This is a genomic window from Serratia grimesii NBRC 13537 (assembly GCF_001590905.1).
In the GTDB taxonomy this organism is placed as follows: domain Bacteria; phylum Pseudomonadota; class Gammaproteobacteria; order Enterobacterales; family Enterobacteriaceae; genus Serratia; species Serratia grimesii.
In genome coordinates, this window is sequence record NZ_BCTT01000017.1 from 116462 (window position 1) to 141447 (window position 24986).

Consider the following 24986-nt stretch of genomic DNA (forward strand, 5'->3'; position numbering starts at 1 on the left):
AACGACGTTGGTGGATCTTTCGCCAGCGTCGGATCCTAAGCGGACATAGATCACATTTTTACTCTATACATGTCTGTTGATAAGGCTGTAATTGCTTATTTTAAAACGATTAATGTGATTTTTATTTTTTCTTGGTTTTTGAGCTCCCCAGAGTTTTACCGGCTTATCCCTTGAGTTCTTCACACACCTATCCACAGAAAAAGTGAATAAAACCGGGGTGAAATGGCCCCACATGTTTATAACTTTGCCATTATCTGTGAGTTATCCCAATGTTATCCGGTTTGCAGGGCCGCAAAGCAGTGGTTTACCGCCTGTAGCTTGTGTGAAACAATCAGGGTATCTATGCGAATTTAAGCTTATCGAGGTAGTCCGGTGATCGATGATGATGGCTACCGCCCGAATGTTGGTATCGTAATCTGTAATCGTCAGGGGCAAGTCCTGTGGGCTCGCCGTTACGGTCAACACTCCTGGCAGTTTCCCCAAGGTGGGATTAACCCTGGTGAAACCGCAGAACAGGCAATGTACCGTGAGCTGTTCGAAGAAGTGGGGCTGAGTAAAAAGGATGTGCGTATCCTGGCCTCAACCCGCAACTGGTTGCGCTATAAATTGCCAAAACGTTTGGTGCGTTGGGACACAAAGCCGGTTTGTATCGGCCAAAAGCAGAAATGGTTTCTGTTGCAGTTAATGTGCAATGACGCTGATATCAATATGCAACGCAGCAGCACGCCGGAGTTTGACGGCTGGCGCTGGGTGAGTTTTTGGTATCCGGTGCGCCAGGTGGTGTCGTTCAAACGTGACGTATACCGCCGGGTGATGAAAGAATTCGCCGTGACCGTGATGCCAATGCAGGAGCAGGCAGCACAGCGGCAGACCCCCGCTTATCGCCGGAAGAGAGGTTAAGTTAAGCCGACTATGCTCACGCGCTTGCGAGAAATTGTTGAGAAGGTGGCCGCGGCGGCCAGTCTGACAGATGCGCTGGATCTTTTGGTTAATGAAACCTGTCTGGCAATGGATACGGAAGTCTGTTCCATCTATCTGGCGGACAACGACCGCCGTTGCTATTACCTGATGGCGACACGCGGGTTAAAAAAACCGCGTGGGCGTGCCATCGCGTTGGCATTTGATGAAGGTATAGTCGGGTTGGTCGGGCGTCGTGCGGAGCCGATTAACCTGGCAGACGCGCAAAGTCACCCCAGCTTCAAATACATTCCTCAGGTGAAGGAGGATCGTTTCCGATCCTTCCTTGGCGTGCCTATCATTCATCGCCGTCAGTTGCTGGGTGTGCTGGTAGTGCAGCAGCGTGAGCTACGTCAGTTTGACGAAGGCGAAGAATCCTTCATGGTGACGCTTGCCACGCAGATGGCCGGGATCCTCTCGCAGTCACAGCTTAACGCTATTTTTGGTCAATATCGTCAGACGCGTATTCGTGCACTGGCGGCATCGCCGGGCGTGGCGGTAGCGGAAGGTTGGCAAGACAGCAGCCAGCCATCGCTCGATCAAGTTTATAAGGCCTCGACACTCGATACCGCGAGCGAACGGGAACGCCTGACTCAGGCACTTGAAGAAGCTGGGGCGGAATTCCGTCGCTTCAGCAAGCGCTTTGCCGCCAGCTCGCAAAAAGAGAGCGCGGCGATCTTCGATCTTTACTCTCACCTGTTGAACGACGCCCGTCTTAAGCGCGAACTGTTTGCCGAAATTGATGCCGGCTCTGTGGCTGAATGGGCGGTTAAACAGGTGATTGAAGTCTTTGCTGCGCAGTTCGCCAGTTTACAAGACACCTACATGCGCGAGCGTGCGAGCGATCTGCGTGCACTTGGCCAACGCCTATTGTTCCACCTCGACGACACCACCCAAGGCGCCACTCAGTGGCCAGCGCGTTTTGTGCTGGTGGCAGATGAACTGACCGCCACCCTGTTGGCCGAAATGCCGCAGGACAGACTGGTCGGTGTCGTCGTGCGTGACGGTGCTGCCAACTCCCATGCGGCGATATTGGTTCGCGCGATGGGCGTGCCGACGGTGATGGGGGCCGATATTCAGCCTGCGCTGCTCAGCCAGCGGCTGCTGATTGTCGATGGTTATCGCGGTGAACTGCTGGTTGATCCTGAACCGGTACTTGTTCAGGAATACCAGCGGCTGATCAGCGAAGAGCAGGAATTAAGCAAGCTGGCTGAAGACGACGTTGAGCAGCCGGCCCAACTCAAAAGTGGTGAACGAGTTCAGGTAATGCTTAACGCGGGTCTTAGCCCGGAACACGAACAATTGCTGGGTGGGCGGGTCGACGGCGTTGGCCTGTATCGCACTGAAATACCGTTCATGCTGCAAAGCGGTTTTCCTTCAGAGGAAGAACAAGTCGCGCAGTATCAAGGCATGCTCCAGCTGTATCCGAACAAGCCAGTGACGCTGCGTACGCTGGATATCGGCGCCGATAAGCAACTGCCGTATATGCCGATCAGCGAAGAAAACCCATGTTTGGGCTGGCGCGGTATCCGTATCACACTGGATCAGCCGGAAATATTCTTGATTCAGGTGCGGGCCATGCTGCGTGCCAATGCAGGCACGGGCAATCTGGGTATTCTTCTGCCGATGATCACCAGCCTGGAAGAGATCGACGAGGCTCGGCGTTTGATCGACCGCGCAGGACGGGAGGTTGAAGAGGTACTCGGGTATGAAATCCCGAAACCGAAACTTGGCATTATGCTGGAAGTGCCGTCGATGATCTTCATGATCCCGCATCTGGCCAGGCGTGTTGAATTTATTTCGGTGGGCACCAACGATCTGACCCAATACCTGTTGGCGGTAGATCGCAACAATACCCGGGTGGCATCGCTGTATGACAGCCTGCATCCTTCCATGTTGCAGGTGCTTAAATTGATCGCCGTTCAAGCCAAGGCCGTCGGGCTGCAGGTCAGCTTGTGTGGTGAATTGGCCGGTGACCCTATGGGCGCATTGCTGCTGGTGGGCATGGGTTATCGTAATCTGAGCATGAACGGCCGCAGTGTGGCACGCATCAAATATCTGCTGCGACATATTGAGTTATCTGACGCCGAAGTGCTGACGCAACGGGTACTGAACGCGCAAATGACCACCGAAGTGCGCCATCAGGTCGCGGCGTTTATGGAACGGCGTGGCATGGGCGGTTTGATCCGCGGCGGTAAGTAAGGTCACGGACTGACTGATTTTTTTACAGAACTTTTCCCAGCAGGCCAGCCCGGAGGGGGTTAAGCTTATGCTATTATCCGCCTCCTCAACTGCGTTGAAAGCAGCGGAAAAATAGTGTTTCTGCTGTGTTTTACCGCGTTTGGCACCTGCCGCCCCCGGATGGGGAAGAATAATAGACATGTTGTGGTGATAGATGACCAATAGCTATCTGGCGTTTCCTAAATTTGATCCGGTGATTTTCTCTATCGGCCCGGTCTCTCTGCATTGGTACGGTCTGATGTACCTGGTTGGCTTTGTATTTGCCATGTGGTTGGCGGTACGCCGTGCTAACAAGCCGGGCAGCGGTTGGACCAAGGATGAAGTAGAGAACCTGCTGTATGCCGGTTTCCTCGGTGTGTTCGTCGGTGGCCGTGTTGGCTATGTGCTGTTTTACAACCTGCCGCTGTTCCTGGATAACCCGCTCTATTTGTTTAAGGTCTGGGATGGCGGCATGTCGTTCCACGGCGGTTTGATGGGGGTGATCCTGGTGATGTTCTGGTTCGCTCGTCGCACCAAACGCACCTTCTTCCAGGTTTCTGATTTTATTGCCCCGCTGATCCCATTCGGTTTGGGTGCTGGCCGTTTAGGCAACTTTATCAACGGCGAGCTCTGGGGGCGTGTCACCACGGACACTCCATGGGCCATGCTGTTCCCTGGTTCGCGCAGCGAGGACGTGGCGATTGCCGCCGCCGACCCGCAGCTGTTGCCAATCCTGAATCAATACGGTGTGCTGCCGCGTCACCCATCCCAGCTGTATGAATTGCTGTTGGAAGGTGTGGTGCTGTTTATCATTCTGAACCTGTTTATCCGCAAACCACGGCCGATGGGGGCTGTTTCCGGCCTGTTCCTGATTGGTTATGGCGCATTCCGCATTATCGTCGAAGCTTTCCGCCAGCCGGATGCTCAGCTCGGCCTGTTCGACGGCGTCGTCAGCATGGGGCAGATCCTGTCCGTTCCAATGGTGGTAGCCGGTATTATTATGATGATTTGGGCGTACCGTCGTCGCCCGCAGCAACAACTGTCGTGAGGAACAAATGAAACAGTATCTGGATTTGATGAACAAAGTGCTCGCCGAGGGCACCCCTAAAGCCGACCGTACCGGCACTGGCACGTTGTCGATTTTCGGCCACCAGATGCGTTTCAATTTGCAGGAAGGGTTCCCGCTGGTCACCACCAAAAAATGCCACCTGCGTTCAATTATTCATGAACTGCTGTGGTTCTTGAACGGTGACACCAACGTGGCTTACTTGCGGGAAAACAACGTCAGCATCTGGGACGAATGGGCTGACGAAAACGGCGATCTTGGCCCGGTGTACGGCAAACAATGGCGCGCCTGGGGGGCTGCGGACGGTCGTCAGATCGACCAGTTGACCACCGTGCTGAACCAACTGAAACAGGATCCGGACTCGCGTCGTATCATCGTTTCTGCCTGGAACGTAGGTGAGCTGGATCAGATGGCGTTGGCACCATGCCACGCGTTCTTCCAGTTCTATGTGGCAGACGGCAAATTGTCCTGCCAGCTGTACCAGCGTTCCTGCGATGTGTTCCTCGGCTTGCCGTTCAACATTGCCAGCTATGCGTTGCTGGTGCATATGATGGCGCAGCAATGCGATCTGGAAGTGGGTGATTTCGTTTGGACGGGCGGCGACACACATCTGTACAGCAATCATATGGAACAAACCCAGCTACAATTGACCCGCGAACCGCGCGCGTTGCCTAAGCTGGTGATCAAACGCAAACCGGCATCGCTGTTCGATTACCGTTTCGAGGATTTTGAAATCGAAGGTTACGATCCGCACCCAGCCATCAAGGCACCGGTTGCCATTTGATTTTCTCGGCATAATTTATCCCCAAGGGCGCACTGGTTGCGCCCTTACTTTTTCCTGCATACGCCTCGATTATCTCTGCGCTCTGTTTCTCATTTTTCTATGTTTTTCCTCCCGTTACATCAAAAGGTTGCGTGGCGTAATTCATGTCGGCTAAAGCACACTTTCTCCTGAGGCATGCTTGCTTACACTGGCCGCTATGAATAACGAAACGATGTTTAACTCTGCTGGCCAATGTGGCATGACGCTCATTGAACTGTTAGTGGTTATGACCTTGGCAGGTCTGTTAACCGGTTGGGGAATCAGCCATTGGCGTGATTACCAGCAGGCCTTGCGGTTGGAACATACCGCACAACAGTTGCTGGCTTTTCTCACACGCATGCAAGCGGACGCTAACTGGCGTAATCGCACGGCGTTGCTGGGTGTTAAAACCGGTGCGCGCTGGTGCATTCGCAGCGGTCTTGCCCCGTCGGATTGCAAAGCGAGCGGCGATGATGTCTTCATTCCGCATTACACGGATGTGCAGCTGGCAGGTTATACCCAAAAAGAGGTGGGCTTCTATGGTCTGCGTAACAATGCACAAGCTGGGCATATCGTACTGAATAACGGTGCCGGTAGCCTTCGGATAGTGTTATCTGCCAAGGGGCGACTGCGGTTATGCAGTGAAGGCGTGAGCATAAGAGGGATTGCCACATGTCAGCCTTAGAGCGCGGTTTTACCTTGCCAGAGGTAATGTTGGCACTCACATTCGGCAGCCTGATTGCGTTGGCGGCGGCTAAAACTTATCCGGTCTTGCGTCAGCACAGTGTCGATGTTGGTCGGCATTATCGGCTGGAATCGGTGCTGCGGCAGCTGGCTTTTGGCATAGAGAAAGATCTACGCCGTGCCGGTTTCTGTGCGGGTCAGTGCCGGGGAAAGCCCATGCTGATTAGTCATGCCAGCGGTGAGGCTGCGGACAGTTGCGTGATCGTTGCCTACGACATCGCTCGCAACGGTCGCTGGGAAGCCTCCGGCGCTGATGCCAGCTACTTCGGCTACCGTCTTCGACAGGGCATGCTGGAAGGTCAACGTGGTGTAAAGCACTGCAGCGGCACAGGATGGGAACGTCTACTCGATAACGACGAGGTACGCATTGAAACCTTTAACCTCAAGGTCAACACGGGCGACAGAGGTAAAACCTGGGTTGCGCTAGCATTGACTGGTCGCTCGAAAGCCAATAGCGGTATACGGCGCAGTTTGCATTGGGCAATTAATATGGCTTCGCTAACATGAGTCCGGGCAAGCAACGAGGTGGCAGCACCCTGGCAGCAGTGATGATGTTGTTGGTGCTAGGGTTGATGTTACTGAATGCTCAGCATCGCCAACTGGACAGTGCCTTACTGCTGTCGTCCGACGAGAAGCACTACCTACAGGCCTATAATCAGGCTGTTTCGGCACTCAGTTGGGGCGTGGCACAATCCTGGCCGCGCGATCGTCTTGTCACCACTGATTGGTGGTGTCAGAAAACTGATGCATTGCGTGCCTGCGCAAAATTGTCTGCTCAGACGGGCATTGTGCTGGTGCGCGGTGAAACCGAGATGAATCATGGGGAGCCGCTGCGGATATATCAACGGACGAAGCCTGACGGGACGGAAAGTTCGATCGGACTGGTTGCAGAAGCGGGGGGCTGGCTGGATTTTTGCCCTGAAAAAAAACAGGTGGATTGTGCAGAGTAAGCAGCAAGGCTTCAGTCTGCCGGAGGTGATGATTGCTGCGTTGCTGTTCGCGGTGTCGCTGCTGGGATTGTTACAGTATCATCAGGTGCTGTTGCAGTCGTTCCAGCGTCAGTGGCAGTATCGACAGGCTTGGTCGTTAGCGCATCAGCAATTAGAGGTTTTCGCCGCAACTGGACGTGTGAATGCAGGGCTATCGTTACCTACGCCGGGGTGGCTGCTTGATACAGAGCTGAGTACCCCGCAGCCCTTCTGCCAACGGCTGACGGTAAAAATACAAACGCCCCAGCGACAGTGGGCGAAACTCAGTCGTTGGTACTGCAAACGCCAGTGAACCGGCAGAAATTTTGTTTTAAGGGAGCTCCCAATGTTTAGGGTTTATCATTCCAACCAGTTGGATTTGCTGAAAACGTTGACCAGCGCGTTGATAGCCAGAGAGCCATTGGCCGATCCTTTTCAACAGGAAGTGGTATTGGTGCAGAGCCCCGGTATGGCGCAGTGGCTACAGATGCAACTGGCTGAACAGTTTGGCATTGCTGCTAACATCGCTTTCCCGCTGCCGGCCACCTTCATCTGGGACATGTTTACGCGAGTTTTGCCGGGGATCCCAAAAGAGAGTGCTTTCAGCAAAGACGCCATGACTTGGAAGCTGATGTGGCTGCTGCCCGATCTGCTCACCCAACCTGAATTTGCCCCGTTGCAGCATTATCTCACCGATGACGGCGACAAACGCAAAATTCACCAGCTTGCCGGCCGGGTGGCTGACCTGTTCGACCAATATCTGGTGTATCGCCCGCAATGGCTGGAAAGCTGGCAGAAAGGCGAGCGCGTTGACGGACTGGCGGAAGCACAACAATGGCAGGCCCCCCTGTGGGCGCGACTGGTCGAATACACCCAGGAGTTGGGGCAACCGGAATGGCACCGTGCCAATCTGTATCGCCGCTTTATCAGCGCACTGGAAAAAGCAGAACAACCGCCGGCGGGATTACCGCCGCGGGTATTTATCTGCGGCATTTCCGCCTTGCCGCCGGTATACCTGGAAGCGCTGCAGGCATTGGGGAAGCATATCGATATTCACCTGATGTTCACCAATCCATGTCGCTACTATTGGGGCGACATTCAGAGCCCATCATTCCTGGCGAAGTTACAGAGCCGTAAACGGCAGCACTATCGCGACAAAACGGAATATGCATTATTCAGGGATCCGGATAATGCCGCTTCACTGTTCAATGAAGAGGGTGAACAAGACTTGCCGAACCCGTTGTTGGCCTCATGGGGCAAGCTGGGACGGGACCATCACTTTTTACTTTCGCAGATCGAATCCTCTCAAGAGGTTTTTGCTTTCGTTGATGTCCCTGCGGACAATCTGCTGCATAGCATTCAGCACGATATGCTGGAGTTGAAGAACAGTGCAGTGATCGGCACCACGCCAGAAACGTTGGAAAGTAGCGCCACTAAACGCCAACTCGATCCTGACGATCGCTCCATTAGTCTACATGCCTGCCACAGCCCACAGCGTGAAGTTGAAATATTGCACGACCAGTTGTTGAGCATGCTGGCAAACGATCCTGAGCTGACGCCGCGTGACATCATCGTGATGGTGGCGGATATCGACAGCTACACGCCTTATATTCAGGCGGTATTCGGCAATGCTTCACCTGAACGCTATTTGCCGTTTGCCATCTCTGACCGAAAGGCCAGCCAGGCACATCCGGCGTTGCAGGCGTTTATTTCGCTGTTGGATCTACCGCAGAGTCGCTTTACGTCAGAACAGGTGCTGGCACTGTTGGAAGTCCCTGCATTGGCTGCGCGTTTCTCCATTCGTGAGGAAGGGTTGCGCCTGCTGCGCCACTGGGTTGGAGAGTCTGGTGTTCGCTGGGGGTTGGATGACGACAACGTACGCGAATTGGATTTGCCCGCGACCGGCCAGCACACCTGGCAATTCGGTATTACGCGTATGCTGCTGGGTTACGCCATGGACAGCAACGCCGGTGATTGGCAGGGCGTATTGCCATACGACGAATCTAGTGGGTTAGTTGCTGAACTGGCTGGCCAACTGGCGGAGCTGCTGGCGGCGCTGAGTCGTTGGCGGCAACGTCTGGGGCAGGCACGCTCCCTGGCAGAATGGCAGCCACTGTGTCGTCAACTACTTGATACCTTCTTTGAACAGGACGTCGAAACAGAAGTCGTGTTGGCGCTGATTGAACAGCAATGGAACAAGCTGTTCGAATACGGCTTGGCGGCGCGCTATCCCGATGAGGTGCCGTTGTCTATTTTGCGTGACGAGCTGGCGGCACGTCTGGATCAGGAACGTATCAGCCAACGCTTCCTCGCCGGGCAAATCAACTTCTGTACGCTGATGCCGATGCGTTCCATTCCATTCGACGTGGTTTGCCTGCTGGGCATGAACGATGGGGTTTACCCGCGTACTTTGCCGCCGCTGGGTTTTGATTTGATGGCGCAACAGATGAAGCGTGGCGACCGCAGTCGTCGTGATGATGACCGCTATCTTTTCCTTGAAGCGATTCTATCGGCACAGAAACGGCTCTATATCAGCTTTATTGGCCGCTCTATCCAGGATAACAGTGAGCGTTACCCTTCTGTTTTGGTGACTGAACTGTTGGAGTACCTGGAACAAAGCTATTGTTTGCCGGGCGATGAACATCTGGACGCGGATGGCAGTGCACGTCTGGTGGGTAAACACTTGCTTAACTGGCATTCACGCATGCCGTTTGCCGCCGAGAACTTCCAGCCTGACACCGAGGATCAAAGCTATGCGGCAGAATGGTTGCCCGCTGCCGATAGGCGTGGTGCGGCACATCCACCGTTTAATCAGCCGTTATTGCCGGAGGCGCAAACGCAGGTCTCGCTGGATGATTTGCTGCGCTTCTACCGTCACCCTGTCCGTGCTTTCTTCCAACTGAGGTTGGGCGTCAGCTTCATTCTGGAAGAAACTGAATTGCCGGATGAGGAACCCTTCACGCTGGATAATCTCAGCCGCTATCAGTTCAACAGCCAATTGCTGAACACTTTAATCGATGGCGAGGACGCTACGCGCCTGTTTCAGCGGGTACGTGCTGCTGGCGGTTTGCCTTTTGGCCCCTTCGGCGAAATTTATTGGCAGAAGCAGCAGGAAGAGATGACCGAACTTGCCGAACAGGTGCGCGCTGAACGAGGGGAAGGACATAGCCTGGAACTGGATATCGATATTGCTGAGGTGAACATCAGCGGGTGGTTGCATCAGGTACAAGACGATGGGCTATTGCGCTGGCGACCGTCAACGTTGTCGGCGGTTGATGGGATATTGCTGTGGCTGGAACATCTGGTGTACTGCTGTGTCGGTGGTACTGGAGAAAGCCGCATTTATGGACGCAAAGGTGCCGCCTGGCGTTTTGCCGCGTTAAGCGCGGAAGAGGCTCGCGACCACTTGGCTGAGCTGGTAGCGGGTTACCAGCGTGGCCTGTGCCAACCGTTACTCTTGCTGAACAAAAGTGGTTGGGCGTGGCTGAGCCAGTGCTACCAGCATGAAACGCAGCAGATTGATTGGGATGACGAAGTACAAATCAAGGCTCGGGCTAAACTGCTGCAAGCCTGGCAGGGCGATCAGCGTATTCCTGGCGAAGGCGAGGATCCCTATATACAGCGGGTTTTCCGCCAATTGGATAATATTTATTTAGCGCAAATTCTGGCCGAAACAGAACGTTATCTGTTGCCGGTGGCACGGCATAACCTTGGGTAACAATCCCCCAGTGGTACTGATGGCCTTGTGGTGGTAAAAATAATCAGGGTTATATTCAACTATCGGGGTTAGCCTCGGTCTTACATAACGTACAGGCATATAGACCCGTTGCCTTTCAAGCTGCAGCTTGAAATTCACAGGGTACAGATTTTGATTGTGTCGTTTTGATGTACGCCGTCAACGTCAGGGATGTGGCGCGACGGTGTCAGAATAGGGGTTCATTTTGGATATACGCAGACAGTTGGCCCGCATCACCGGGTTAGTATTATTGGTTATGTTTTGGGCACCGTTGAGTTGGGCTGCACAGGGATGGCAACCGCTGGCGGAGAAGATCAACAAAAGCGATCACGATCCACGCCAGTATCAGGCGATCAAGTTGGCGAACGGTATGACCGTGCTGCTGGTTTCCGATCCTCAGGCACCTAAATCGCTGGCGGCGTTGGCATTGCCAGTGGGATCGTTGGAAGATCCGAATAGCCAGCTGGGGTTAGCGCATTACCTGGAGCACATGGTGCTTATGGGGTCAAAGCGTTACCCGCAGCCAGAAAACCTCTCGGAGTTTCTGAAGAAGCATGGCGGCAGCCATAACGCCAGCACTGCATCTTATCGCACCGCATTCTATCTGGAAGTGGAAAACGACGCGTTGGCCCCGGCGGTAGACCGCATGGCAGACGCTATCGCCGAGCCGCTGCTGGATCCGGGCAATGCCGATCGCGAGCGTAATGCAGTCAATGCCGAGTTGACCATGGCACGTTCACGCGACGGCATGCGCATGGCACAGGTCGGGGCAGAGACATTGAACCCGGCTCACCCGAGCGCGCGTTTCTCCGGTGGTAACCTCGATACCTTGAAAGATAAGCCGGGTAGCAAATTGCACGATGAGCTGACGGCATTCTACCAACGCTATTATTCCGCTAACCTGATGATGGGGGTGCTTTACAGCAACCAGCCATTGCCAGAGTTGGCTGAGCTGGCCGCCAAAACCTTTGGCCGCGTGCCTGACCGTGATGCGACTGTACCGCCGATAGACGTCCCGGCAGTCACCCCTGAACAGCAGGGCATCATTATTCACTATGTGCCGGCTCAACCGCGTAAGCAGTTAAAAGTAGAATTCCGCATCGACAATAACAGCGCTGAATTCCGCAGTAAGACCGATACCTATATCAGCTATCTGATTGGTAACCGCAGTCAGAATACCTTGTCCGACTGGCTGCAAAAGCAAGGGTTGGCGGATGCAATCAACGCCGGGGCTGATCCGATGGTGGATCGCAATGGCGGTGTATTCTCGATCAGTGTCTCGCTGACGGATAAAGGCTTGGCCAAGCGTGACGAAGTCGTAGCCGCTATTTTCAACTACTTGAAAATGTTGCGCAGCGAAGGCATCAAGCAAAGCTATTTTGATGAAATCTCCCACGTACTGAACCTGGACTTCCGCTACCCGTCGATCACCCGTGATATGGATTATATCGAATGGCTGGTGGATACCATGCTGCGTGTACCGGTAGAGCATACGCTGGATGCCCCTTATTTGGCTGATCGCTATGACGCCAAGGCGATAGCTGAGCGTCTGGACGCCATGACGCCGCAAAATGCGCGCATCTGGTTTGTTAGCCCGAATGAGCCACATAACAAGATGGCTTACTTCGTCAATGCGCCATATCAGGTTGATAAAATCACCCCGCAGCGTTTTGAACAATGGCAGCAATTGGGTAAAGGCATCAGCCTGTCGTTACCTGCGCTCAATCCGTATATTCCGGATGATTTCAGCCTGACCAAACCTTCGCACGAGTTTAAAAAACCGGAGATGGTCGTCGACCAACCAGGTTTGCGTGTGTTGTATATGCCGAGTCGTTACTTTGCCGACGAGCCAAAGGCTGACGTCACAGTGGCGTTCCGCAATGCAAAAACCATGGATTCTGCACGCAATCAGGTATTGTTCTCTTTGACCGACTATCTGGCGGGGATTTCACTGGATCAGCTGAGTTATCAGGCTTCGGTTGGCGGGCTGAGTTTCTCCACGTCCCCGAACAACGGTCTGGTATTCAACGCCAACGGTTTTACCCAGCGGTTGCCACAATTGCTGACTTCATTGATTGAGGGGTATTCAAGCTTTACGCCGACGGAAGACCAACTGACGCAGGCCAAATCTTGGTATCTGGAGCAGTTGGACTCTGCCGAGAAGGGTAAAGCGTTTGAACTGGCGATCCAGCCGGTGCAAATGATATCCCGCGTGCCTTATTCCGAACGCAGCGAGCGCCGTGAAGTGCTGAAAACCCTAACGCTGAAGGACGTATTGGCTTACCGCGACAGCCTGTTGGCTGATGCGACGCCAGAACTGTTGGTGGTGGGCAACATGAGCAAACAACAGGTGGATACTCTGGCCTCCACGCTGAAACACCGTCTGGGCTGTACCGGTATTGAGTGGTGGCATGGCGAAGACGTTGAAGTGGCTAAAAAACAGTTGGCCAATCTGCAACGTGCGGGCAGCAGCACCGACTCGGCGCTGGCAGCGGTGTATGTGCCGACGGGCTACGATGAAGTGACAGGCATGGCATACAGTTCACTGTTAGGCCAGATTATACAACCTTGGTTCTACAGCCAACTGCGCACTCAGGAGCAACTGGGTTATGCCGTATTTGCTTTCCCAACGTCAGTGGGCCGGCAATGGGGGATCGGTTTCTTGCTGCAAAGTAACAGCAAGCAACCGGCGTACTTGTATCAGCGCTACCAGGATTTCTACCCGAAAACGGAGAAACGTCTGCGTGAGATGAAAGAAGCGGATTTCGAGCAGTATAAGCAGGCGATGATCAACGAACTGAAGCAGCGCCCGCAAACGCTGAGCGAAGAGGCTGGCCGTTTTGCCAATGACTTCGACCGTGGCAACTTCGCATTTGATACCCGTCACAAGCTAATTGAGCAGATCAAGCAGTTGACGCCGACCAAACTGGCAGATTACTTCCATCAGGCAGTGATCCAGCCACAAGGGCTGGCTGTGCTGTCGCAGGTCAGCGGCAGTGGTCAAGAAAAAGCGGATTACGCTGTGCAACCGGGTTGGGTAACTTATCCCAATGCGTCTGCGTTGCAGAAAACCTTACCGCGTAAGGTGGCGACACCATGACAGAAACGGCCCCGCAGCGGCTTGATCCACTCACATTGCCGCTGTTTGGCGAGCGGCTGATAGAAGCGTCGGCGGGGACCGGCAAAACCTTTACCATTGGTGCGCTGTATCTGCGCCTGCTGCTTGGCCTTGGCCAGGCAGCGGCCTTTCCCCGGCCACTGACGGTGGAAGAAATCCTGGTGGTGACCTTTACCGAGGCGGCCACCGAGGAATTACGCGGACGTATTCGTAATAACATTCATGGGCTGCGTATAGCCTGTGTGCGCGGTAAAGGCGCTAAATGTGACAACCCATTGTTTGTCTCATTGATGGAAGAAATTGAAAATCTTCCGGATGCCGCCGCGCAATTGCTGGCCGCCGAACGGCAGATGGACGAAGCGGCGATTTATACCATCCACGGTTTTTGCCAGCGGATGCTGACTCACAATGCCTTCGAATCTGGCATTCTGTTTGAACAGACGTTGGTGCAGGATGAGCTGCCTCTACGCCGTCAGGCCTGTGCGGACTTCTGGCGTCGCCATTGTTATCCATTGCCGATTGGTGTTGCCCGGGCGGTGAGTCAGGAGTGGAGCGGCCCGGAAGCGCTGTTGGCCGATCTTTCCGGCTATTTGCATGGCGAAGCGCCAATGCTGCGTCGACCGCCGAAAGATGATGAAACGGTGCTGGTGCGCCATGAACAAATTGTCGCGCGTATTGATGCCATCAAAGCGCAGTGGCTGGCGGTCGCGGGCGAGCTGGAAGCGCTGATCAGCCAGTCCGGCGTTGATAAACGCAGTTACAGCAGCAAACACCTGCCTAACTGGTTGCACAAAGTCGGTGAATGGGTCGTGCTGGAAACCCAGGACTATCAACTGCCGAAAGAGCTGGATAAATTCCGCCAGTCGGTACTGCTGGAAAAAACCAAAAAAGGCGAACCGCCACGCCATGCATTGTTCGTGGCGATCGACGAACTGTTTGATGAACCCTTGACGCTGCGTGACTTGATCATGGCACGGGCGCTGAGTGAGATACGCCAGTCTATCCAGCAAGAAAAACGCCAGCGTGCGGAGCTGGGTTTTGACGACTTGCTAAGCCGCCTGGATAGCGCATTGTGCAGCGAAGGCGGTGATCGGTTAGCGCAAGCAATCCGCCAGCGTTACCCGGTAGCGATGATCGATGAGTTCCAGGATACAGACCCACAGCAATACCGCATCTTCCAAAAACTCTATGTTGGCAGACCGGAATGCGGCCTGTTGCTGATAGGTGATCCCAAGCAGGCGATTTATGCCTTCCGTGGCGCCGACATTTTTACCTATATGCGCGCTCGTTCAGAGGTAAGCGCCCACTATACGCTTGAAACCAACTGGCGCTCGTCACCGGCGATGGTAAACAGCGTTAACCATCTGTTTGCACAGGTGGAAAAACCTTTCCTGTTTGGCCAAATTCCCTTTATTGAGGTTGCCGCCGCCGAGAAAAATAGGGGGTTGGCCTTTGAGCTACAAAACCAGTTGCAACCGGCGATGCAGTTCTGGTTGCAACCGGGGGAAGGTGTGGGCGTTAGTGAGTACCAACAATTGATGGCACGCTTGTGCGCTACGCAAATCCGTGACTGGCTCAGCGCTGGGCAAAACCAGCAGGCTTGGTTGGTGAACGGTGATAAACGGCGTGCGGTGCAGGCATCGGATATTACTGTGCTGGTACGTAGCCGCAATGAGGCGGCGTTAGTACGTGATGCGCTCAGTGCGCTGGCGATCCCCTCCGTGTATTTGTCCAATCGCGACAGCGTGTTTGATACACCAGAGGCCAAAGATTTGCTGTGGCTGTTGCAAGCTGTGTTGGCTCCGGAACAGGAGCGTACACTGCGCAGCGCTATGGCGACAGGGCTGATGGGGCTGGATGCTCCGGAGCTCGATGGTTTGAACCATGACGAGCGCGCCTGGGATATGTTGGTTGACGAGTTTGATGAGTACCGTACGCATTGGCTACGCCGTGGCGTATTGCCGATGCTGCGTGAGGTGATGAAACGGCGTCATTTGGCAGAAAACTTACTGGCCAGCTTTGGTGGTGAGCGCCGGTTGACCGACGTTATGCATCTGGGGGAACTGTTGCAGGAAGCCTCAGCGCAGCTCGACAGCGAGCATGCGTTGGTGCGCTGGCTGGCGCAGCAGATTGCTCAACCCAATCGCCAATCCGACAACCAGCAGTTGCGGCTGGAAAGCGACCGTCACCTGGTTCAGGTGATCACCATCCATAAGTCTAAAGGGTTAGAGTTTGATTTGGTGTGGTTGCCGTTTGTCGGTAATTTTCGCCAACAGCAGCAGGTGTTGTACCACGATCGCCAAAGCTTCCAGGCCTTGCTTGACCTCAATGCCAACGAAGAAAGTATCGAATGGGCGGAGGAAGAGCGGCTGGCGGAGGATTTGCGCTTGCTATATGTAGCGCTGACTCGTTCGGTCTACCACTGTAGCATCGGTATTGCACCGTTGATTCAGGGTACACGTAAGAAACAGGGTGACACCGATTTACACCGCAGTGCGCTAGGCTATCTGGTACAAGCTGGCCAGACCGGCGATGCGGACTATTTACAGCAATGTTTGCAACGGCTGGTCGGCGCGGGGATCGCGCTGTCGCCAGTTAACACGCTGGATGAAGAACCCTGGCAACCACAAAGCCCGGCGCTAACCGAACTGGCAGTAAAACACTTCTCGCGTCAGGTACAGGATTTTTGGCGTGTGACCAGTTATACAGGCCTGCAACAGCACGGTGCGGGCCTGATGCAAGATTTGTTACCACGGCTGGATGTTGATGCCGCAGGCGAGTTAGCGCAGGACAGTGAGCCAGCGCTTACACCGCATACCTTTCCTCGTGGCGCTGGTCCGGGGACTTTCCTGCACAGCCTGTTTGAAACGATCGATTTTACTCAACCGCTCGATGAGGCGTGGTTACTGGATCAGTTGCAGCAGCAGGGTTTTGCCGAGCATTGGCAGCCGGTACTGCTGGCGTGGATGCAAGTGTTGTTGAACACTCCACTTAATGATGCCGGTGTCGCGCTGTCGTCGCTTGCGCCGCAGCATAAACAGGCCGAACTGCAGTTTTATCTGCCGATCGAGCAGCTGTTGCAGGCGCGTGAGTTGGATAAGCTGGTAAAACGTTACGATCCGCTTTCTGCCCGCTGCCCTGAGTTGGATTTCCAGCAGGTGCAGGGAATGCTGAAAGGATTTATCGACCTGGTGTTCTGCTGGCAGGGGAAATATTACCTGCTGGACTATAAATCAAACTGGTTGGGCGAAGACAGCAGTGCTTATACCCAACCGGCGATGGAGCAGGCGATGGCAGAACATCGTTACGATTTGCAGTACCAGCTCTACACACTGGCCCTGCACCGCTATCTGCGTCATAGGTTGCCAGATTATGATTATCAGCGGCACTTCGGCGGAGTGATTTATCTGTTCCTGCGCGGAGTGGATGCACAGCATCCTGGCAACGGCATTTTTGCCTGCCGCCCGGAAGCGAAATTGGTGGAAGGTATGGACCTGTTATTCCGCGGCGAAACCATTGCGGCGGAGGATGCATCATGATCACGCTATTGGAGCAGGCGCAGGCGCTCGGCGTGTTACGCCCGCTTGACCTACAGTTCGCACGAGTAGTTGCAAGGGCCGATGAGCCGGATATTCTGTTGGCTGCGGCCTGTCTCAGCGCAGAGGCTGGTGCTGGCCATGTTTGTCTGATGTTGGAGCAGCTGCTGCCGGAAAACCTTTTTGACGGACGTCAGCCGGAGCTGGCACAGGCTGCATGGTTGGCGGCAGGGCAGTTGGATGTGGCCGGTTGGCAACGGCGCCTTTCTGCCTGCGGGGCAGTGGGTGATGGCACGACTGCAATGCCGATGGTGTTGCAACAGCAGCGTTTGTACCTACAGCGAATGTGGCAGAACGAAGGGGAGGTTGCTGCATTTATCAGCAGCGATAGCCTCCATCAGTCCGTTGAAGAAGCGGAGCTACGCGCTATTCTTGACCGCCTATTCGGCGAGGCGACAGATGAAGCGGACTGGCAGAAAATTGCGGCAGCCGTGGCGGCAACGCGGCGCATAGCGGTCATTTCCGGCGGACCGGGCACCGGTAAGACCACCACGGTCGCCAAATTGCTGGCGGCACTGGTGCAACTTGCTGAGGGGCGTCGGTTGCGTATTCAACTGGCAGCGCCCACCGGCAAAGCGGCGGCGCGTTTAACCGAATCCCTGGGCAGTGCCAGCAAACAACTGGCGTTAACCCCGGAGCAGCGTGCGCTGTTCCCCACAGAAGCTTCCACGTTGCATCGCCTGCTGGGCGCTCAGCCCAACAGTCAGCGTATGCGTTATCACAGTGGCAATCGGCTGCATCTGGACGTGTTGGTAGTCGATGAGGCCTCAATGGTCGATCTGCCAATGATGGCGCGTTTGATAGCCGCTTTGCCTGCTCAGGCTCGGGTGATTTTTCTGGGAGACCGTGATCAACTGGCTTCGGTAGAGGCTGGGGCTGTATTGGGGGATATTTGCCGCTTTGCCGAACAAGGCTACAGCGTTCCGCGAGCCGAGCAACTTTCGCGTCTGACCGGCTGTTTATTACAGGGACAACGTGCTCAAGCGGAGGCGGCAGTGCGCGACAGCTTGTGCCTGCTGCGCAAAAGCTATCGCTTTGATGCCAATTCAGGCATTGGTCAATTGGCTTTTGCCGTGAATGCTGGTGACGGTAAACGTGCCTTGGCGGCGCTCAACGGCAGTTTCAGCGATGTTACGGGCTATCCGTTGGCGGAAACGCAAGACTACCAAGTGTTATTGGATGCCTGTGTGACGGGTTATCGCGATTACCTGCGGCAGGTCGCCGAAGGTGCGGATGCCACGGCAGTGCTTGCAGCATTTGGCCGTTTTCAGGTGCTGTGCGCGCTGCGAGAAGGGCCATTTGGTATTACCGGGTTGAACGAGCGTATTGAGACGGGGTTGCAACGTTCCGGTCTTATCCGTCGTAAGCCTGGTGCTGCGGGGCGCTGGTATTCCGGTCGTCCTGTGATGATTGGTCGCAATGACAGCGCGTTGGGGCTGTTTAACGGCGATATCGGTATTGCTTTGCGGGACGAGAGCGGTGAATTGCGCGTTCACTTTCAACTGCCAGACGGCAGTATTAAGTCGGTGCAACCGAGCCGTTTACCGGCGCATGAAACCGCTTATGCGATGACGGTGCATAAGTCGCAGGGCTCAGAGTTTGACCACACAGTGCTGGTACTGCCCAATCACTTCATGCCGGTATTGACTCGCGAATTGGTCTATACCGCGATCACCCGCGCGCGCAAGCAGCTTTCGTTGTATGCCACTGATGCGGTTTTGATACGGGCGATCCGTACGCCAACACAACGCCGCAGTGGGTTAGCAGAACGGTTGCAAATCACTGTGTAAGCGGGGCGCAGCATGCTGCGCCCCCAAAGGGCTACAGGTCTGCCAGCAGAATTTTAGAGCGCCGCTGGTAGTTATACAGCGCCTGTTTCTCGACGGGCAGCACGTCGACCTCTGCCGGCGTGAAGCCTCTCTCCTGAAACCAGTGAATACTGCGCGTGGTCAGCACAAACAGTTTGCGTAAGCCCATTTGCCGCGCCTGGCTTTCTACTCGCTGTAGTAACATTTCACCCCGTGATGAGCTGCGATAATCGGGGTGAACCGCAACGCAGGCCATCTCACCGATTTTTTCTTCCGGGAACGGATACAGTGCTGCGCAAGCGATGGTCAGGTTATCGCGCTCAATAATGGTGAACTTGTCGATTTCCATCTCTAATTGCTCACGCGAGCGACGTACCAAAATACCTTGCTGCTCAAGCGGACGAATCAGTTCGAGGATGCCGCCGATATCATTAATCGTCGCCCGGCGCACCTGTTCAGCACTCTCCATGACTATCTGGGTACCGATACCGTCGCGTGAGAACAGTTCTTGCACCAGCGCACCGTCTTCCTGATAACTGATCAGGTGGCTGCGACGCACACCGCTGCGGCAGGCTTTTACTGCGCCACGCAGGAAGCGCACTGTGCCGGAATGGTAATCTCCTTGCTCTTCCAGTTCCTCGATACGTTTCTGTGCATCGTTAGGGAACAGTTCAGAAATGATCGTCCCTTCCTGATTGGTGACCCCTTGTGACGAACAGAAGCCGATCATTTTCTCTGCCTTCAGTTTGATGGCTAATTGGGTTGCCACTTCTTCTGACGTCAGATTAAAGCTTTCGCCGGTGACGGAAACGGCAACCGGGCCAATCAGCACGATGGCGTTGCTGTCGAGCTGACGGTGAATGGCTTCTTCATCAATACGGCGGATGCGGCCGCTGTGGCAGTAATCCACGCCATCATCAATACCCAGCGGCTGGGCGATGATAAAATTACCGCTGACGACGTTGATATGCGCGCCCTGCAATGGCGTGTTGTTGAGGCTCATTGACAGCCGGGCGGTGATATCCAGTTGCAGCAGACCCGCAGCTTGCTTAACTAGTTCAAGCGTATGTGCATCGGTGACGCGGGTGTGCTTGTGATAAATCGGTTGGTAATTATGCTGCGCCAGATTGACATCAATCTGCGGTCGCGCGCCATAGACCACCACCAAACGAATCCCCAGACTATGCAGCAGCCCGATATCGTTAACGATGTTGGCAAAGTTCTCATGTTCTATGGCTTCCCCGCCAAGCATAACGACAAACGTCTTGCCACGGTGGGCGTTGATATAGGGAACTGAGTGACGGAATCCTTGAACCAGCTCTGTACTACGTTCCTTCACGGCCAAACCTCTTTTGCATATTTATACGATATTTTTGTATTTTTATTCTTTTCTGGTCCTGATGGCAAGTACGAAATTGTCTCTATTTCTTTGCTAAGGGCGCTGAATCGTTAATAAATTGAAAAACCATAAAAAGATTTTCTGATGACAGCGCCGGAATGATTGGTTAAAGTTTTCGGCATTCCCGTTTTACTGGTGTTTTATTCATCTGTTTTAATCTGTTATGACTGCTGGAGTCGCATGCCAAACTCAAATCACAATCTGGGCCGCCGTCGTTTATTACAGGGGGTTGCCGCAAGCTGGTTGCTGAGTGTGAGTCGCGTAGGTGTCGCTGCTTCATCGCACGTCATTGCCGTCCGCGTCTGGCCTTCCTCCACCTATACCCGGGTGACGCTCGAATCTAACGTTGAGTTGAAATACAAACAATTTGCGCTGACCAATCCCGATCGCGTGGTGGTGGATATCGAAGGCGTGCAACTCAACAGCGTGTTGAAGGGCATTGTCGGCCAGGTGCGGGACGACGATCCCTACCTGAAGCAAGCGCGTGTTGGTCAGTTTGATCAAAATACCGTCCGCTTGGTGCTGGAACTCAAACAGAGTGTAAGCCCACATATGTTTACGTTGGCACCGGTACCGGAATATCGTAATCGTCTGGTGATGGATTTGTACCCGAGCAAGGGGGGGAGCGGTGAAGACTATGATCCACTGCTGGCGTTACTGGAAGATTACAACAAGGGTGATCTTGAGCGTACTTTGCCGGCAGAGGCACCACAGGCCGGTAAGGCAGGACGTGACCGACCGATTGTCATCATGCTGGATCCTGGGCACGGGGGTGAAGATCCTGGTGCCATTGGCAAATTTAAAACGCGCGAAAAAGACATCGTGTTGCAGATTGCGCGCCGGCTGAGCACGTTAATCAAGCGCGAACCGAATATGAAAGTCTTTATGACGCGCAATGAAGATGTCTTTATTCCGTTGAAGGTGAGGGTGGCTAAGGCGCGTAAGCAACGTGCCGACCTGTTTGTGTCGATCCACGCTGATGCCTTTACGAGCCGCGCCGCGCGAGGCTCGTCGGTCTTTGCACTGTCGACCAAGGGGGCTACCAGCTCGGCGGCGAAGTTCCTGGCACAAACCCAGAATGAGTCGGACCAAATTGGTGGAGTAAGTAAAAGCGGTGACCGTTATCTGGATCACACCATGTTTGATCTGATACAAACCGCGACCATCAATGACAGTTTGAAATTCGGCAAGGAAGTGCTGAACCGGATGGGGAAAATTAACCGTTTGCATAAGAATCGTGTCGATCAGGCCGGTTTTGCCGTATTAAAGGCACCGGATATCCCATCGATTCTGGTTGAGACCGCGTTTATCAGCAACATAGAAGAAGAGCGTAAATTACGTACCACCCATTTCCAGCAGCAGGTGGCGGAATCTATTCTTGCGGGTATCAAGGCCTATTTTGCCAACGGTGGTGCGGTAGCGCGCAGAGGATAATGTAACAATAGAAGCGGCTGGGCAGATGCCCGGTCGGTTTTTGGCGGATTTTAGATACAAAAAAACACCCGTTAAGGTGCTTATCTGTAGTCATTAAGATTGGTTGCGGAGGCCGGATTTGAACCGACGACCTTCGGGTTATGAGCCCGACGAGCTACCAGGCTGCTCCACCCCGCGTCCGTCTTAATGCTTGTATTATCGAAACCAACATTTCATAAGATACCGCTGGTACAGTATCTGTTGGTTGCGGGGGCCGGATTTGAACCGACGACCTTCGGGTTATGAGCCCGACGAGCTACCAGGCTGCTCCACCCCGCGTCCGTATAATACTTTTTCATCGAATCCAACACTTACTTGATACTGCTCTTGCAGTATCGGTTGGTTGCGGAGGCCGGATTTGAACCGACGACCTTCGGGTTATGAGCCCGACGAGCTACCAGGCTGCTCCACCCCGCGTCCGATGGAAGCGCACTATACTCTCCGTGCATTTTGTTGCAACCCTTTTTGCATTTAATTGAACTAAAACAGCCTTTCTGGTGGATTAGTCCGCAATTTGCGGTCTTTTTCATCGTTATCCGCCCTGTGGCTTTTTTTATTTGCAGCGATTCCTTTATCTATGGGCGTTTGTTATCGTTCGCCGGTAGATCATATCAGTTGAGAGTGTGCGTGATGAAAGGACGTTGGGGCAAATACCTGCTGGGCGGGTTAGTGGTAGCGGTACTGGCAGGCTGTTCATCTAAGCCGACTGACCGGGGACAGCAATATAAAGATGGCCGTCTGGAGCAGTCGCTGGAGCTAGTTAACCAACCTAACGCCAAAGGCGTACCGGTTAATGCCAGGGATTACGCGGATCAACTGATGGAGATTAAAAACGCCTCTCCTTCACTTTTTAATCGCAACAACACGACGTTTCAGGCCGTACAAAGTTGGATGGCCTCAGGCGCTGACACGCGCAACCTGAATCAATACGGCCTCAGTGCCTACCAAATGGAAGGCGTGGACAACTACGGCAATGTGCAGTTTACCGGTTACTACACGCCGGTGTTGCAGGCGCGCTATACCCAACAGGGTGAGTTCCGCTACCCGCTGTACCGCATGCCGCCAAAAGGAAAAGGTCGTTTACCCGATCGCGCAGGCATTTATTCCGGTGCGCTGGATGACCGCTATATTGTGGCGTACACCAACTCACTAATGGACAACTTTATGATGGAAGTCCAGGGCAGTGGTTATGTGGATTATGGCAATGGTCAGCCGTTGGTGTTCTTCGGCTATGGTGGCAAGAACGGCCACGCTTACCGTAGCATTGGTAAAGTGCTGATCGACCGTGGCGAAGTGACAAAGGCGGATATGTCGATGCAGGCAATTCGTCAGTGGGCTGATACCCACAGCGCAGCAGAAGTGCGTGAGCTGCTGGAGCAAAACCCTTCCTTTGTCTTCTTCCGTCCGGAGTCCTTTGCACCGGTGCGGGGCGCCAGTGCAGTACCACTGATTGCCAAAGCCTCGGTGGCTTCCGATCGTTCGTTGATCCCGGCGGGTACCACGCTGCTGGCAGAAGTGCCGCTGCTGGACAACAAGGGTAAATTCACGGGAAAATATGAGATGCGCCTGATGGTGGCTCTGGATGTGGGTGGGGCGATTAAAGGCCAGCACTTCGACATGTACCAGGGCATTGGGCCGGATGCCGGTCACTCGGCAGGTTTTTACAACCACTATGGTCGCGTTTGGGTGTTAAAAGGCGCCAACGTTAACGCGCCGTTGTTTACCAGCCAGAATAATTCCACGTCCGGCGGTTCGCTGTTGGTTACCCGCTAACGGCCATAGTCATATCGATATTGACCCGCAAGGGCCGGACATTCCGGCCCTTATCATTTGCAATGTTAAGGTATTAAAGCGTTATGAACACAGCCTATTCTGAAGCCTACCTGCAACGTTTTGGCGGCACAGCACGTTTGTACGGTCAGCAAGCATTGGCGCTGTTTTCCCAGGCGCATATTTGCGTTATTGGCATCGGCGGCGTGGGTTCTTGGGCTGCTGAGGCACTGGCGCGTACCGGAATCGGTGCCATTACGCTGATTGATATGGATGATGTCTGCGTCACTAACACTAACCGCCAGATCCATGCGCTACGCCAACATGTTGGCCAGTCAAAAACTGAAGTGATGGCGGAGCGTATTCTGGCGATCAACCCAGAGTGCCGGGTGACGTGCATTGACGACTTTATTACTGCCGATAATGTCGCAGAGCTACTGAATAATAATTTTAGCTATGTCATCGATGCGATTGACAGCGTACGGCCGAAGGCGGCGTTGCTGGCCTATTGTCGCCGTTACAAGATCCCCGTAGTCACTACCGGTGGTGCTGGTGGCCAGATAGATCCCACCCAGATTGCGGTAGTCGACCTGGCGAAAACCATTCAGGATCCGTTAGCCGCCAAGCTGCGGGAGCGGCTGAAAAATGATTTCAACGTGGTGAAGAACAGCAAAGGTAAACTGGGTATTGACTGCGTATTTTCCAGTGAACCGCTGGTTTATCCGCAACCTGATGGCAGCGTTTGTGCATCACGCAGTACCGCAGAAGGGCCAAAAAGAATGGATTGCAGTGCGGGGTTTGGCGCGGCAACCATGGTTACCGCCACCTTTGGCTTTGTCGCTGTTTCCCATGCTCTGAAGAAGATGGTAGCGAAAGCCGCGCGTCAGGCGTAGCGAGCAGCTATCATCTTCACTGCACTTGCTAAGGCTTCCAACCCGCTGGCGCGAGTGGCGCTGAGCTGGGCACGCAGTGCGAGCTTTTCAAACAGCGCCAAGGGATCCATTGCCACAACCTGCTGTGGCGTTTTTCCTTCGACTGCCGTAAGCAACACCGCCAGCAGGCCGCGTACGATGCGGCCTTCGCTGTCGCCATAAAAGTGCAGCGTGCCGTCCGCCAATAACTGATGCCCCAACCAGACCCGGTTCTCACAGCCACTCAACTCCATTTCTGCTGCACGTAACGCTTCTGGCAGTGGCGGTAATTGTTTCGCCAGCATGATCAGTTGGCGATAGCGATCTTCCCACTGTTTCAGCGCGGTAAATTTCTCGATCAACGCCTCGGCAGTTATTTCATGACCAAAGGGGTGGGGGGCAAGCATAGTCTCTCCGG

The 24986-nt window shown here is 54.2% G+C and carries 17 protein-coding genes and 3 tRNA genes; 15 read left to right on the forward strand and 5 right to left on the reverse strand.

Annotation, left to right across the window (positions count from 1 at the left end; translation table 11 throughout):
- The first annotated feature begins 372 nt into the window (after nt 1-372).
- The 12 genes from rppH to recD all read left to right on the forward strand — a co-directional run bounded on the left by rppH (nt 373) and on the right by recD (nt 18997).
- On the forward strand, nt 373-900 hold the full coding sequence (gene rppH, locus SGR01S_RS20535; RefSeq protein WP_012146527.1) for an RNA pyrophosphohydrolase: 528 nt from the start codon (nt 373-375) through the stop codon (nt 898-900).
- Between the two features lie 12 nt (nt 901-912).
- A complete protein-coding gene (ptsP, locus tag SGR01S_RS20540) occupies nt 913-3159 on the forward strand; it encodes a phosphoenolpyruvate--protein phosphotransferase (protein WP_061808447.1) in 2247 nt (748 codons plus the stop codon).
- A 193-nt stretch (nt 3160-3352) separates the two neighbouring features.
- Complete coding sequence (lgt, locus tag SGR01S_RS20545) at nt 3353-4225, forward strand: prolipoprotein diacylglyceryl transferase (protein ID WP_037418414.1); 873 nt, start codon at nt 3353-3355, stop codon at nt 4223-4225.
- 7 nt (nt 4226-4232) lie between these two features.
- Nucleotides 4233-5027, forward strand: coding sequence for a thymidylate synthase (gene thyA / locus SGR01S_RS20550; protein ID WP_061808448.1), 795 nt, complete (start codon nt 4233-4235; stop codon nt 5025-5027).
- A gap of 196 nt (nt 5028-5223) precedes the next feature.
- Nucleotides 5224-5730, forward strand: coding sequence for a prepilin peptidase-dependent protein (locus SGR01S_RS20555; RefSeq protein WP_061808449.1), 507 nt, complete (start codon nt 5224-5226; stop codon nt 5728-5730).
- Nucleotides 5718-6296 (forward strand): prepilin peptidase-dependent protein, encoded by a 579-nt coding sequence (locus tag SGR01S_RS20560; protein WP_061808450.1) that lies wholly within the window; start codon nt 5718-5720, stop codon nt 6294-6296. Before SGR01S_RS20555 ends, SGR01S_RS20560 begins: the two co-directional genes overlap by 13 nt.
- The gene (locus SGR01S_RS20565) at nt 6293-6739 is read left to right on the forward strand and encodes a YgdB family protein (protein WP_061808451.1); all 447 of its coding nucleotides are present in this window, start codon (nt 6293-6295) and stop codon (nt 6737-6739) included. Before SGR01S_RS20560 ends, SGR01S_RS20565 begins: the two co-directional genes overlap by 4 nt.
- A gap of 28 nt (nt 6740-6767) precedes the next feature.
- Entirely contained in the window at nt 6768-7070 is a 303-nt protein-coding gene (locus SGR01S_RS20570) for a prepilin-type N-terminal cleavage/methylation domain-containing protein (protein ID WP_370452815.1), read from the forward strand.
- A 33-nt stretch (nt 7071-7103) separates the two neighbouring features.
- Entirely contained in the window at nt 7104-10475 is a 3372-nt protein-coding gene (recC, locus tag SGR01S_RS20575; RefSeq protein ID WP_061808452.1) for an exodeoxyribonuclease V subunit gamma, read from the forward strand.
- Between the two features lie 229 nt (nt 10476-10704).
- Nucleotides 10705-13593, forward strand: coding sequence for a pitrilysin (gene ptrA / locus SGR01S_RS20580; protein WP_061808463.1), 2889 nt, complete (start codon nt 10705-10707; stop codon nt 13591-13593).
- Nucleotides 13590-17150, forward strand: a complete 3561-nt coding sequence (gene recB / locus SGR01S_RS20585) for an exodeoxyribonuclease V subunit beta (RefSeq protein WP_061808453.1) — start codon at nt 13590-13592, stop codon at nt 17148-17150. Before ptrA ends, recB begins: the two co-directional genes overlap by 4 nt.
- A complete protein-coding gene (gene recD / locus SGR01S_RS20590) occupies nt 17147-18997 on the forward strand; it encodes an exodeoxyribonuclease V subunit alpha (RefSeq protein ID WP_061808454.1) in 1851 nt (616 codons plus the stop codon). The genes recB and recD overlap by 4 nt, the downstream gene beginning before the upstream one ends.
- Before the next feature lie 31 nt (nt 18998-19028).
- Here the strand turns inward: recD and argA are convergent, their stop codons facing one another.
- Nucleotides 19029-20354, reverse strand: a complete 1326-nt coding sequence (gene argA / locus SGR01S_RS20595) for an amino-acid N-acetyltransferase (protein ID WP_037418429.1) — start codon at nt 20352-20354, stop codon at nt 19029-19031.
- A gap of 240 nt (nt 20355-20594) precedes the next feature.
- Between argA and amiC the strand changes: the two genes are divergently transcribed.
- Nucleotides 20595-21848 (forward strand): N-acetylmuramoyl-L-alanine amidase AmiC, encoded by a 1254-nt coding sequence (gene amiC, locus SGR01S_RS20600; protein WP_061808455.1) that lies wholly within the window; start codon nt 20595-20597, stop codon nt 21846-21848.
- A 100-nt stretch (nt 21849-21948) separates the two neighbouring features.
- Here the strand turns inward: amiC and SGR01S_RS20605 are convergent.
- The 3 genes from SGR01S_RS20605 to SGR01S_RS20615 all read right to left on the reverse strand — a co-directional run bounded on the left by SGR01S_RS20605 (nt 21949) and on the right by SGR01S_RS20615 (nt 22304).
- Nucleotides 21949-22025: transfer RNA gene (locus tag SGR01S_RS20605), tRNA-Met, on the reverse strand.
- A 64-nt stretch (nt 22026-22089) separates the two neighbouring features.
- A tRNA-Met gene (locus SGR01S_RS20610) sits at nt 22090-22166 on the reverse strand.
- A 61-nt stretch (nt 22167-22227) separates the two neighbouring features.
- Nucleotides 22228-22304, reverse strand: a tRNA-Met gene (locus SGR01S_RS20615).
- A gap of 213 nt (nt 22305-22517) precedes the next feature.
- On the opposite strand from SGR01S_RS20615, the gene mltA reads away from it, so the two are divergent.
- Together mltA and tcdA are read left to right on the forward strand one after the other, a co-directional pair.
- On the forward strand, nt 22518-23660 hold the full coding sequence (gene mltA / locus SGR01S_RS20620; protein ID WP_061808464.1) for a murein transglycosylase A: 1143 nt from the start codon (nt 22518-22520) through the stop codon (nt 23658-23660).
- A gap of 83 nt (nt 23661-23743) precedes the next feature.
- Nucleotides 23744-24550: a tRNA cyclic N6-threonylcarbamoyladenosine(37) synthase TcdA gene (gene tcdA, locus SGR01S_RS20625; RefSeq protein WP_037418435.1), complete on the forward strand. Its 807-nt coding sequence runs from the start codon at nt 23744-23746 to the stop codon at nt 24548-24550.
- Here tcdA and csdE read toward each other — a convergent pair.
- A complete protein-coding gene (csdE, locus tag SGR01S_RS20630; protein WP_061808456.1) occupies nt 24541-24975 on the reverse strand; it encodes a cysteine desulfurase sulfur acceptor subunit CsdE in 435 nt (144 codons plus the stop codon). The genes tcdA and csdE overlap by 10 nt on opposite strands.
- Nucleotides 24976-24986 lie beyond the last annotated feature (11 nt).